At 58.0% G+C, this 12,401-nt stretch carries 15 protein-coding genes and 1 pseudogene; 15 read left to right on the top strand and 1 reads right to left on the bottom strand.

Going from position 1 to position 12,401, the window contains the following annotated elements; all coding sequences use genetic code 11:
* The first annotated feature begins 97 nt into the window (after positions 1–97).
* From OU800_RS21880 to OU800_RS21950, 15 genes and pseudogenes are all read left to right on the top strand, one after another.
* Positions 98–613 carry a hypothetical protein gene (locus OU800_RS21880; protein WP_268179449.1) on the top strand — a complete coding sequence of 172 codons (516 nt, stop codon included), beginning with the start codon at positions 98–100 and terminating at the stop codon, positions 611–613.
* Complete coding sequence (locus OU800_RS21885; protein WP_268179450.1) at positions 610–1,011, top strand: hypothetical protein; 402 nt, start codon at positions 610–612, stop codon at positions 1,009–1,011. Before OU800_RS21880 ends, OU800_RS21885 begins: the two co-directional genes overlap by 4 nt.
* Complete coding sequence (gene yejK / locus OU800_RS21890) at positions 1,011–2,030, top strand: nucleoid-associated protein YejK (protein WP_268179451.1); 1,020 nt, start codon at positions 1,011–1,013, stop codon at positions 2,028–2,030. The genes OU800_RS21885 and yejK overlap by 1 nt, the downstream gene beginning before the upstream one ends.
* A 103-nt stretch (positions 2,031–2,133) precedes the next feature.
* Positions 2,134–3,072, top strand: coding sequence for a hypothetical protein (locus OU800_RS21895; protein ID WP_268179452.1), 939 nt, complete (start codon positions 2,134–2,136; stop codon positions 3,070–3,072).
* A gap of 143 nt (positions 3,073–3,215) precedes the next feature.
* Positions 3,216–3,425: pseudogene (locus OU800_RS24140) on the top strand (Arc family DNA-binding protein); the annotation flags it as partial.
* Between the two features lie 56 nt (positions 3,426–3,481).
* Positions 3,482–5,023: a ParB family protein gene (locus tag OU800_RS21905; protein WP_268179453.1), complete on the top strand. Its 1,542-nt coding sequence runs from the start codon at positions 3,482–3,484 to the stop codon at positions 5,021–5,023.
* A gap of 1 nt (position 5,024) precedes the next feature.
* Positions 5,025–5,678: a DUF2857 domain-containing protein gene (locus OU800_RS21910; protein WP_268179454.1), complete on the top strand. Its 654-nt coding sequence runs from the start codon at positions 5,025–5,027 to the stop codon at positions 5,676–5,678.
* The gene (locus OU800_RS21915; RefSeq protein ID WP_268179455.1) at positions 5,675–6,994 is read left to right on the top strand and encodes an STY4528 family pathogenicity island replication protein; all 1,320 of its coding nucleotides are present in this window, start codon (positions 5,675–5,677) and stop codon (positions 6,992–6,994) included. The genes OU800_RS21910 and OU800_RS21915 overlap by 4 nt, the downstream gene beginning before the upstream one ends.
* Positions 6,987–7,460: a hypothetical protein gene (locus OU800_RS21920; RefSeq protein ID WP_268179456.1), complete on the top strand. Its 474-nt coding sequence runs from the start codon at positions 6,987–6,989 to the stop codon at positions 7,458–7,460. Before OU800_RS21915 ends, OU800_RS21920 begins: the two co-directional genes overlap by 8 nt.
* Entirely contained in the window at positions 7,457–7,897 is a 441-nt protein-coding gene (locus OU800_RS21925; protein WP_268179457.1) for a hypothetical protein, read from the top strand. The genes OU800_RS21920 and OU800_RS21925 overlap by 4 nt, the downstream gene beginning before the upstream one ends.
* 429 nt (positions 7,898–8,326) lie before the next feature.
* Entirely contained in the window at positions 8,327–9,613 is a 1,287-nt protein-coding gene (locus OU800_RS21930; RefSeq protein WP_268179458.1) for an AAA family ATPase, read from the top strand.
* A 177-nt stretch (positions 9,614–9,790) separates the two neighbouring features.
* Positions 9,791–10,516 (top strand): PFL_4669 family integrating conjugative element protein, encoded by a 726-nt coding sequence (locus tag OU800_RS21935; RefSeq protein WP_442964796.1) that lies wholly within the window; start codon positions 9,791–9,793, stop codon positions 10,514–10,516.
* Positions 10,506–10,991, top strand: coding sequence for a DUF3158 family protein (locus tag OU800_RS21940; protein WP_268179460.1), 486 nt, complete (start codon positions 10,506–10,508; stop codon positions 10,989–10,991). Before OU800_RS21935 ends, OU800_RS21940 begins: the two co-directional genes overlap by 11 nt.
* Positions 10,992–11,030: 39 nt before the next feature.
* Positions 11,031–11,501 carry a single-stranded DNA-binding protein gene (locus OU800_RS21945; protein WP_268179461.1) on the top strand — a complete coding sequence of 157 codons (471 nt, stop codon included), beginning with the start codon at positions 11,031–11,033 and terminating at the stop codon, positions 11,499–11,501.
* Positions 11,502–11,563: 62 nt separating this feature from the next.
* The gene (locus OU800_RS21950; protein ID WP_268179462.1) at positions 11,564–11,752 is read left to right on the top strand and encodes a ribosome modulation factor; all 189 of its coding nucleotides are present in this window, start codon (positions 11,564–11,566) and stop codon (positions 11,750–11,752) included.
* Here the strand turns inward: OU800_RS21950 and OU800_RS21955 are convergent.
* Positions 11,749–12,336 (bottom strand): hypothetical protein, encoded by a 588-nt coding sequence (locus OU800_RS21955; RefSeq protein WP_268179463.1) that lies wholly within the window; start codon positions 12,334–12,336, stop codon positions 11,749–11,751. The two genes, OU800_RS21950 and OU800_RS21955, sit on opposite strands and share 4 nt — an antisense overlap.
* Between the last annotated feature and the right edge of the window lie 65 nt (positions 12,337–12,401).

Genomic DNA, 12,401 nt, shown 5'->3' on the forward strand with positions numbered 1-12,401 from the left:
CACTGCAATCACCACCTACGGCCTCGCTACTTGGCCGAGGCGGCCTGCTGCCCTATCTGCTTCACCATCGAGCTCGAGGAGCTCCAGGAGTTCGGCGATGAACAGTAGCGCGCTGCAACTTCGCAACATCCCAGCCGCTGCACAGTTCGACCAGTCTGCGCTGGTGTATGCCCATCAGCTTGGTATCAATGCCGTCGAACTGGACGCCATTGCACTGGTGATCAACCGCCTGGCCCGCGACGAGAGCACGATCGCTCCGCTCCACCTGCAGGAGGATATGCGCTCCCTGCAGGAGTTGGGCTACATCGATCTTGCGCCCACCAACCATGACACGTTGGAAGTAACAAGGCGAGGCGCGGCTGGCCTTCTATCCGCCTATTTCTGGGCGGTATGGGTTCCGCAGCACCTGCTTGCTCGCTCCATGAAAGTCGCGGTGTTGCCCCAGGTTCCTACGCAGGGTGATGCGCAGCACTGCACCGTGGTGTTCCGGATCTCAGGTGCAAGAGATGAGGTCAGGACGTTCCTGAGCGACCTCTGCAAAACCTACCCCGACCGCACACCCGAGATCGTTGCGATCCAAGTAGGCAAGCACATCTCCAAGGAGGCCAAATGATCAATTCCAAGCCGGTTGAGTCAGCAGAAAAACTTGGCTGTGATGCTTCTCCCTCTGAATGCGCTATCCAGGCTGTGCCTGTTGAGCGAGATGAGCACGGTTTCTGGACGCACCCGCAATACCCCCACTTCTGGGACGAAGGAACCACGTCGTCTGAGATCAATGCCTGGTTCTCCGCTAGAGGACTTCAGAGCCAAGTCACGGAATACGAATACGACGCCCCCGATGATCTGCAGGCGATCTGGATGGAAACAGGCACGCCTGCCTGCAGCCTTTGGCAACCCACCGAGCCAAGTGGTAGCGGCTGGTTCATCTTTTCGCTCCACGACACTGAGCGTGGGCCAGTGTGTGTTTGGGTACGGCAAAAGCCTCTATCAGACGAAAAGGAGGCACGCTAATGCCTATCCGTCATTGCATTGTTCATCTGCTCGACAAGAAACCCGACGGCACGCCCGTCGTGCTACATGCCCGCGACAGCGAGCTGGCCAGCTCGCAAGCCATGGAAAACCTGCTGGCCGACCTCAACGAAAGCTACAACGCCAAGCAGGGCAAGGCCTGGGGCCTGTTCCACGAGGAGTCCGGCGCTTACCCCTTCAGCGGTTGGCTCAAGGCCTACCTCGACGGCGAACAGGACTTCACCACCTTCAGCCGCCAGGCCGTGGAACACCTGCAACAGCTGATGGAAGAATCCAACCTGTCCACCGGCGGCCATGTGCTGTTCGCTCACTACCAGCAGGGTATGACCGACTACCTAGCCATCGCCCTGCTGCACCACAGCGAAGGCGTGGCAGTGACCGACGCGCTGGACGTGACCCCGGCCAAGCATCTTGACCTCGGCCAACTGCACCTGGCCGCGCGCATCAACATCAGCGAGTGGCAGAACAACAGCCAGTCCCGGCAGTACATCTCCTTCATCAACGGCAAGAACGGCCGGAAGTCTTCAGACTACTTCCGCGACTTCATCGGCTGCCAGGAAGGCCTCGACGTGCCTGGTGAGACACGCACCCTGCTCAAGGCCTTCAGCGATTTCGTCGAAAGCGAGGACTTGCCCGAAGAGCAGGCCCGCGAGAAGACCAAGACCCTGGTCGGCTACGCCACCAGTCAGGCCAAGCTGGGCGAGCCGATCACCCTCGACGAACTGTCCGGGCTGATCGACGAAGAGCGCCCCAAGGCCTTCTACGAGCACATCCGCAACAAGGATTACGGCATGGCCCCGGAATTTCCGGCGGACAAACGCACCCTGAGCCAGTTCCAGCGCTTCACCGGACGCGCCGAAGGCCTCGCAATCAGTTTCGAGGCGCACATGTTGGGCTCGAAGATCGATTACGACGAGGGCCGCAACACACTGGTGATTCGCCAAGTGCCTACGCAACTCCGTGAGCAGCTTCGGCGCGCCCAGAAAGGAGCTGACCGATGAGCATTAAGCCTATTGAGGTGAAGTCGTGACTTCCGATCCTCTCCTGCAAGAGCCCCCTACCCCAGCGCCAGCCTGGCTGACTACCGACATGGTTGATGCAGGCATGCGCGCATTGAACTCTGCTGCAGCCCAAGGCAACTCCCCTGCAGCAGCACTTTCATGCGCGTTCAAGGCAATGCTGAAGGTCGGCGAGACAGCGTCTGAGGGGCCGTGGCCTTTGCTCAGTGGCAACGACCTACTGGTCTGGAACAGCCTCTGGCTCAGTCAGCCTTCCATGCTCCCCCCCTTTGTCGTCACGGCTATGTTTCAGCGCCTGATGCAACTGCTCAAGGAAGTAGGAATGCTGCGGCAGTCACACGACGAACAATTGGTGCTGCGCGCTACGGCATATCGGCAGATCGAAGCTTTGCAGGCCAAGGTTGAGCGTGCAGGCGAGCTGCTGTCCAGCGCCTGTACTGGCGAGCTAGATCCTCAAGAAGTCGATGTGTGGATCTCCGAACCTGAGCTTTCCTGTTCGGAGCTCGTACTGGGTCGCGCGGCTACCGAGGCACAGTCGGAACGGCTGCGCCTGCAGGAGACGCTGGCCGGGCAAGAGCTATGGAATGCTGGAGCACTGGTCGCGGTACAGCAGCTTCTCTTCGCTGCGTTCAACCACCTGGGGACGGCTGCTCGAATCGGCGACCAGCCCGACTCTGCCGCCGTCGAGACTGCCTCGAAACCATCCCGCTCAGAACTCATTCAGGGTCTGGCATACGCCCTTTACGCCGTCGACGTGCTGGACGCCAACTCGCCTCCAGCGCCTTTGGATCACCTCGCCCTGGAAACCTATCTCTGCAGCCTCAAGCGCGAGCACACGGACACGGTGACGTTGCCTCGCCACCAGTTCGAGGCTCTGGTGCAGAGCGGGAAACAGCGCGAGGCGGAGGTCTACGAGCGAGTTCGACAGATGGCGACCTTCCACGAAGCGCCTGAGGGTTTTCACGAGTGGATTGATCTGATGCAGAGCCTAGTTCGTGAGGGAGTGGCCCCAGCGGGAGAGTGATAAAGGCGCTCCCCAAACGAGCCCCCAACACCAGCCCGATGCCGGGCTCGTTATGGAAAGCGCCGAAACGTGAGACCCAAGAACCGGGTTCCGGTTCCACTGGGCGAGCAATCGGGCTCAACAGTTGTTATTGGAGGTAATACATGAGCCATGTGAAACACCAGAACCTTGCACCCAAACACAGTCGCGAGCAGGACAAGTTCGTTCTCCGTTTGCCGGACGGCATGCGCGAAACAATCGCCGACAAGGCGAAGGCACAACATCGCTCCATGAACATGGAAATCATCCAGCGCCTGGAGCAAAGCCTGCAGGCCGACCAGGAGTTGCAGCGCCTGCAGTCGGCGCTCGACGACGCACACTTCCGTATCCGCGTGCTGCAAACACAAGCACAGGCAGAAGGAGCCGCGGCATGAAGCCTGTCGCCAACAAATCCTCTCTGCGTGACAAGCTACTAGTGGGCCACTTCACCACGACCTCGCCGCAGCCGTCTTCGCTGAGCGACCCGCTTGAGCCGGTACAGATGGTGCTGACGCTCGATCAATTGCGCCCGTACAGCCTCAACCCACGGGTCAAGAAGAACGAGAAGTACGACGAGATCAAGGATTCGATCCGTGCTCGAGGTCTCGACAGCCCACCACAGGTGAGCCGACGCCCCGGGGAGGAGCATTTCATCATCCACAACGGCGGGAACACCCGCCTGCAGATACTGGGCGAATTGTGGCAGGAAACCCGTGACGAGCGCTTCTTCCGTATCCCGTGCCTGTTCAAGCCCTGGAAAAGCGAGATATTCGCCCTCACCGGCCACATGGCTGAAAACGATACGCACGGTCGGCTGATCTGGATCGAGCGCTGCCTGGGCGTTGCGCAGGCCAAGGCGCTGTATCAGGAGCTGGATGGTGGGAAAGAGATATCCCAAAGCGAGCTAGCAAGGCGCCTGAAGGCGGATGGCTACCCGATCAATCAATCACACATCAGTCGCATGGAGCAGACGCTCCAGCATCTGTTTCCGTACATTCCCAGCATCTTGTGGGCCGGCGTCGGTCGTGATTCAACAGACAAACTGCTTCAGCTTCGCTCCAATGCCGAGAAGGCCTGGACAAAGCTGATAGAAGAGAAAGGCGAACCCGCGTCTGGCATCCAGTTCGACCAGCTCTTCAGCACCACCCTCAGCGTCTATGACCAGGAGCCCGAAGGGTACGTCTTCAGCCACTTCAAGGACGACCTCATCGGCGCTATGACCGACGCGCTGCGCGCGAACGACGTCAGCTATGAGCACATCCTGTTTGAGATCGAAGTGGCTCAGGATCCCAAGCGTGCGCCACAACAGCAGGAGAGCGGCTATCAATCTCCTGCAAACCTTCCCCCAGCAGTAGCGACGTCTGACAACAACGTCGGCGCCGGCAATTCGGGTGGCGGGCTCCCGTCGACACATCCTCCAGAGCATCCTGCAGGCGCCCAGCTCCCGGCCGCGAACTCCACCGACAGTTCTACAGGAACCAGAACCAAGCAGCCGCCTACCCCGCCGGCCAATTCAGGTACTGGGCCAGTCGTTTCAATCCCAGTGTCCACGGGCGGCCTCGCCCCTGTCAGCGATATCTGGGCGATCTACCCGCAACAGGACAGCATCGAAGCACTGCGAAACCTGGCGGATCTGATCGCAATGGAAGTTGCGTCATGGGCCGGCATCCTCGATCACATGACCTCGACACAGCATCAAGGCCTGGGATTCACACTGAGACGCCCTGAAGCCTTCACGTCGGCAGCATCAGAAACCACCTGGCAGTTTCTCGCCAGCCTCTCCGGCAATTCGCCGGCAGCCGACATTCAACCTGTCGCACCAGATGACCTTGCCGAGCTGCTGCTCCATCACCTGCCGGACGACCTGATCATCAAGGTCTTCCGCATGATCCGGCTGGCTCGCCGAGCAAAGGAATTGAACGGGGAGAAATGAGATGTCCGACAGCCCACTGAATACCGCAGTGCTGCACCAGGTCATGACCCACCTGCGCGACGGTGACTTTCGCCGCTGCCTGGAGTTCGGATTCAAGGAGGACGAGTTGGTTCGCCTGAACCAGCTATCGTTCAGCGACATCACCGAATTGACTCGGATGCCCGTGCGCTTCGTGAAAATCAGCATCAATCACGACTTGCTGGGGAAAGCTCTCGGGCGCCTGCAGGAGGAAGGCCAGCGCGCCCAACTGGTTCAGAGGGCGATCCAGCTCGGCGCGAGCATCGAGATGCTCAACAAGCTCTTCGGCATCACCTCCGAAGAGGTGAGCGCTCGCCGTCGCCTGCTGGGCATCAGCATCCGAACCGGGCGTCCCAAGATGCCTGAGGTGGAAGAGCTTCACCTGATCTGGGGCCGCTGGCAGAGCCTGATCGCGCACGCGGGAATCAAGCCCGAGCTGATAGACGCAAATTCCATCGAAAGCCTGGACATCATGATGATGCTGGCCGAAGAGACCGGCAAACCGTTGTCGGTCATCTGGAAGCTCGTTCACGAATGGCACGCCGACGTGAAGAAGATGCTGGAGCGTTCCTCCAAGGGCAGACCGAAAACACTACGCAAGACCTCAACCTCGAGCAGCAAGGAGGCTGTTCGATGATTGATTTGCAGGCACTGATTGGCCGGGCCTGTGGGCAACTGACACAGAGGGAAGCAGATCGAGCAGCCGGGCGCACTGACCATGACGACATGGGTGGGTTGCTGTTCTTCGGCAACCCGATGGAAACCACCCCCAGAAGGCTGCTGGTGGACGAACGACTGTCCCCGGTCGACAAGATCGGCTGGATGGCATTTCGCATGATGGCGTCGAAGGATCGCGAGACGTCATTCCCCAGCTACGACGCCCTCCAACGCCTCCTCTCCTCCAGGGCGGACAGTGGCCAGGCCAGCAAAAGCACAGTCAACCGGGTGGTCTACATCCTGCGCCTGACTCGCTGGCTCAGCTTATGCCACCAGGCCAGGAACACCGCCAACGGTCGAATGGTCGGCAACATCTACGCATTGCACGACGAACCCGTGTCCATCGTTGACGCCGCCGGCATCGACACCGACTACATCGCTTTCGTTGGGCGTTGCCGCAGCCATGGCAACCAGGCTGTGCGCAAAGCGGCCAACATCGTCTTCGATGAGCTGGCAGACGATTCTACTGCTCGATACCTGATGACTCGGCTCGGCCTGTTCGAGGAGCGACTCAGTGATCATGAGCTGAGCAAACCGCGCCCGAAAACCAAAACGTCCAGGGCAAACAAAAAACGAACTCAGGGCACTCAGCCCGAACCCACCGGGTTTGAAAATCGAACCGGGGCAGAACAGCCGAGTTCAAATTTCAAACCCAGTGGAAACGAAATTCAAACCCAGGATGCCGCCCATGAGTTTGAAAATGAGACCTGGGCTCACGCTGCAGCAACAAAATCGAACCCAGTTGATAACACTGGGCCTGCTGACAGAGTTCGATTTTCAAACCCATATACAGTACGTACTTTACAAGAAACTGTTTCTGTAAAAGTACGTACCGAGGAGTTGGACTGGTCGAGCCTGACCCTCAATTCGGATGAGCAACAGGTCATCACGCGCTACATGAGCGCAGTCCCTGAAGACCTTCACCAAGCGATCATCAACGAGGCTGCGGCACGTCGAAAGTCCGTACGCAACATGAGCGGTTACCTGATCGGACTGATCGACCGGGCCAAGACAGGACAGCTCAAGCTAACCGTCGAAGTGCCACAGCAACCAACAGCTCTGCCACCTGCACAGCCGCACGCATTACCCCAAGCCACCGCTCCGACGCCGAAACGCCCTCCCCTGGGCAAACCAGTCGATATCGCTTCGGAAATTCAAGCTATCCGCAGTCTGGTCGGCATGAAGCCCTCACAGCACCCGCAACCCGCTACGACGGAGACTCAGACCGATGAGTGAGCATGATCAAGAATTAGGAGCCCTGCTGTTCTTCGGAAACCCGATGGAGGTCATTCCGCGCCGGCTCATCACTGCGAGCACGCTCTCGCATGAGGAGAAAATCTGCTGGATGGCGGTGAAGGTCCTGAGTGAGCACAACCGTGTTCACGACCTCGAGAGCAGCACTGAGCTGGCCCAACTGCTGTACAACAACCCGGATGAGCTACCGGCACTGCGAAACGTTTTGCTCAAGCTCCGGCTCAGCAGGTGGCTGACCCGATGTGGTGACGCCATGGGCGGTGGCACGCTCTACGGGGTGCATGACGAGGTGGCCAGCATCGCCGAGGTGGTCAAGCTGGATCCTGATTACCCACAGCTGGTGGCAGAGGCAGCCGAACATGAGCGCGAGGATATCCGTCAGTTGGCCAAAGCCACGTTGCCACTGTTGCTGCCTCCTCCCTCCATGGAGACCTGGGGTTCGCTATGACACACGAATCGTATTCGGTAGCGATTGTTCATGGGCCTGCTCTCTCGCCTGCCGCCGACTTGGATCTTGAGCATGTTTGTCGTTTGGTTGAATCCATATTCAATGCCGTCGGCGAACGTCCCAAATCAACGCTATGCATTCAATCATTTGTACCGCCCTACAGAGATCCTGCAGATTCACCGAACGGCTACACGCAGTTATGGCTTGAAGAGCAAGGGCAAGTCCCACTGATGTTTGCAGTCGAGTTCGGAGGAAAAGAACACAAGCGCTACAGCTTTGACGATCACCTCTCACAGCAACAAATGCAACTCGACGCGGACATGATGACGCCGACCCAATACGCCTCGACCGCGTCACACGACGAGTACTGGATGTTTGTCGTAGCTGTTGCTGCTCGACTTCGCGTGCGGTCTATCAAGATCGCTTATGGGGCCTGAGCCTTGGGAGTGTTAGGGAGTGGTGCAGGCCGCACCAACCATGGAGCCAGCCGGTAGGTGGATGCTCCATAAACGGGCTGACCTGCGCTTCCACAGATTGACGAGCAATGGCCTGACCTATGCGGCCCGCATAGAACGACACGCGCCACCCGACCTATGCGGCCCGCATAGAAAAACACGCACCACCTGAACTATGCGGCCCGCATAGAACAACACGCACCACCCGACCTATGCGGCCCGCATAGAACAACACGCACCACCTGAACTATGCGGCCCGCATAGAACGACACGCGCCACCTGAACTATGAGTGCGGGCTCCACAGGGGGAAGCATGATTCAGCGTCACCGGGTTATTGGTTTTCTATAGAAAGCCCTCTTCCTTGCAGGCGAGATTGCTCGCACCGATAACTGACAAGGAGCCAGATGCGTATGACTGCCAAACTTCCCATGTGGAAACAAGCCCTGAACTACCACAAGCAAATGTACCCGGATGATTTCGGTGTGGTGGTCAAGGATGAGCACTACTACCCCAAGCTGGCCGAACTGCTGATCACTCGGCGAACCCAGAAAGCTTTCAGCTATCTGGATATAGAGCCAATCGAGTCCAGTTTGATGGTGTCGCGCAGCAGCCCGGTTGTGGTTCGGGCGCAGGGTGGCAACAAGCTGATGTTCAAGGACGCCTCAGGCGCCTTTCGTGTGCGCCTGAGTAAAGACGAGGTTGTCCATATTGTGCGTTGCCGGCTCAACAGCTCGCTGTGCATTGAGTACGCTGTTGGCCGACAGAGCGCGATACTTCAATTGCACAACCTCTGCCGGACGGGATCGAAGAACTTGCGCCGCAACCTCCCCAAGAAGGGGTTGTGGGACTGCGAGAAAGACAATGGGCTGATCTATCACAGGCCAAAGCCTTCACTGGTGAAAGAGGCCTCTGCCTTCTCTGGGCATCCCCAGTACGAAAATCTGGAATCGGACTTCATCCAGTTCTTTGAAGACATCGACTTCTACACGCGCTACGGCCAGGCAGGCATGCGCAAGGTTCTGATGGCAGGGCCACCTGGTACTGGGAAGACCACCCTCGCCCGTGTGCTGGCAGCGAACTACAGCAGCAAATACGCATTCATTCAGGCGGACGGCAGCACCTTCCGGGATGTGTGCTATGAGGCCGCACGTCGCTCCACGCCAACCATTGTGATCGCTGAAGAAGTCGATCACCTCTACAAGGGTTATGCAGGCGCCGAAATTCTCAGCTTCCTGGATGGAATCAAGACACCCAGGAATGTCGCAGGCACCTACGTCATTTTCTCGACCAACTATCCCAAGGCCATCGATGAGCGAATCCTCAAGCGCCCAGGCCGCATAGACCGTGTGATACCTGTTGGGGCTTTCCGGCGAAAAGCTGCGGCTGTATGCGCCCAGCATTACCTACCAGACGATTGCCATATACCGGCCAAAGATCTGGGAGCTGTGCTCGATCGCTGCACTGCTGCTGAGATCAAAGAGATCATCGTGACCGCCTTCGGTGTTACCCGTGTCACCCGAGAAGAGCTGACGGCCAAGACCTTGGAGCACGCTCGCGAACTGCTCACTGGCCGGTTGAAACGAGCGGCGGAGACCTGTGAAGAGGACATGGATGATCGACAGAACGAGTTCAAGGAGCGCGGCCCTGGTGTTGATCACGATGAGCTCATCGAAGAAGTCAGAAACATGAAGGACTGACCTGAACCTGGCTACGAACAAGGACGTTCAGAAACTCCCCCCTCTTGGGCTTTTGATTATCCGTTGAGTGGCGTAGCGGCTACATCGACCATCGGCGCACAACTCCTCACAACGTCATTAGTAGGAGGCCATGTGGCCGAAAACATCGCTCTCAACCTCGGCAGTCTGCGCAGCGACATGAGTATCACCATGCATACTCATCACGCTGCCCGTTTGTGGTTCGGTCGCCGCAAATCCGAAGAGACCGGACAACACACCATCATCGGCATGCCGCGCTTCATCACGCTGATGGATCAGATGAAGAATGCCGCTGCGCAAAACGATCCATACGCCGACCACTGGCTCATACGTATGGAGGAGCGTCTGGAGACAGCTCGCTCCGAGATCCAGCAACTGGCACAGCAAGTCGATGAACTGCTGAAGAAAGTCCCTCCCGCCATCAGCATCGCCGAAAACCTCAACGTTCAGCCGGTTCGGCTTCCGCTCTTCATTGGCTGCCAGTTGGGCTACATCGGCGTTTACATGCTCACCGAATACGACACCCTCGCCCGTCGCATTCTGCTGGCTCATCACACGGCCCTGATCGGTCGCAAGCTGATGGAGCAGATGCTCGATCGCGGCGCGCACGAGATCCGCAGTTGCTATGGGCTGGCCCAGCAGTACCGCCATGCCGGCGTCACTCGTGACGATATCGCGGCCAACAATGCACGCGCTCGCGACGCCATCGAGAAGTTCGGCCAACTGCCCCAGGACGTACTGGAAGGCACTGTGCGTTCGAGCTACGCACCGGCGCTGCCGCAACTACGCAATGGCACGGCCTCTGCCGCAGATCTGGATGCGGACGATTCGGTGCTGGAGCAGAGCGCAGGTCTGGAGGCTGAGGGCGAGCCCAATGGCGCATGACCTCTCCCAGGAAGGGGCGAACGACCTCTACCGGCGCATGGCGCACGACTCCTCCCTAAAAGGCCTTTTAAAACCTTTTAAGGGTAAGGGGGACTACCGCGAGTTGGAGCAGAGCGCGAGGGAGGCATTGGTCACGTTGAACCAGATGATGGATCGTCTGGTGAGCGTTTCTGATCACCAGCAGATAGCTCACCGCAACATCGTGCTCCGGGTTCACAAGGCCAAATCAGGTGTTGGGTACTTGCGCTGGCGAACCATGCGTCACGCAGCAGACCAGAGCATGGGATTCCAGCTCTGGAAGAAGGTGGTGCAAGACCCGCTCACAGGCCCGCAGACCCGCACCAATTTGCTCATTCTGGAGAAACAGCGAATGGCGCTGAACATGCAGGCATCAGTCATGCAGTACATCGCACGCCAAGCCGCCGAATGCGCCCAGAAAGCTGAGATGGCCGACCAGGCTTTCTCCCTCAACTGAATCATCACAACGCAATAGCGCAAGCTACAAGGAGGCTTCATGGCAGCACCAGTCAACGGCTGGGTCGGCAACATCGGCTCGGATCCTGAATTCCGCGAGTTCCCCAACGGCAACGAACAGCCGCGCCGGCTCTGTCGACTCAACGTGTACTTCGACAATCAGGTTCCGGATGGAAAAGGGGGGCGCGAGGATAAAGGCGGCTTCTGGATGCAGGTCGAGTGGTGGCACCGCGACGCAGAGCGTTACTCGCAACTGCTCCAGAAGGGCATGCGGGTGACGGTCTTTGGTCGCCAAGTGAAGGATACTTGGCGTGATCGTGACTCCCAGGAGGAGAAGTCGGCGTTGAAGATTCAGGCCACCCAGGTCACTGTTGGCCTGCACCGAATCGTTGATATCGTCATGGAAGCGAAACAACCTCAAGGGCAATCTGGCCAAGCACCGCGTCAGGACCGACCGGCACAGCAGCATAGCCAGGACTATCCCGACAACTTCGACGACTACCCTGCTTAAAATCGCGTTTATCGCCAAGCCCCTGGATAACTGGGGGCTTTCTCATCGTGGAGCAGGCGTCCATGGCCAAAACCTCTACCTGCACGGACAACCGCCGCTTCAACAATCCCCATGCGGCAATCTTTGAGGCCGGGCGCAAAGCAGCCATTTCAGGGCTGCCAGTTCATTCGTGCCCGTACTCCCACCATCCGCTGAAGGCTTCCTGGCTGCGTGGCTACAGCGCAGGCAAGCAGATGCCGCTGTTTATCTAGCCATCCGCTGACAGAAGTAAGCGTACCGATGAAAAAGAGGCAGTTAATTTGGCCCCTACAGTGGAAAAAATTTCGTATGACCTGTCGGGAAATGCCAAATAGATTGAGCCTATGATTGTAAGGACACCTGCGACAATGATGATTCCAGCCCCTTGTCCAAGTATCCGTGGGAGGGTCACGTCTTCGTGATAGCTCAGGCGTGCTAAGGCTATATCTACTCTGCGGCTAGTGAACTCGAACAAGCTGCGAAAGTCTTTCTCATCTTGGATGGCAACCCTCTTAATCTCGTCTATCTGCTTTTGCAGGTAGCCAATGGGGTCTCTCGTATCCACGCCGCCGAGAGTGCTCACGAATTTAAAAGAGCTGGATTTATTCGAATCGTTCTCCGGAACATAAGATTCAAAGTCAATATTCTTGGCCTTTGCGGCCTTTCGTGCATTAAGGGCCGAAAGCAGTATTGTTGCTGTGGCAGCGATCACAACAATAGCCAACCCTGCCTCGATGAATCTGTTTTCTTTAAGCAAGCCCAGGTAGATCGAAGCTACGACAACGATGGCTGGTGCAGTCCAAAGCAGGACGGGCATGCTTTCTCTCCAATGTCTAGTACGGGGCGGACTCATACTGCCATACAAATGCCATATCCGGCATT

Source organism: Pseudomonas sp. GOM7 (assembly GCF_026723825.1).
GTDB lineage: Bacteria > Pseudomonadota > Gammaproteobacteria > Pseudomonadales > Pseudomonadaceae > Aquipseudomonas.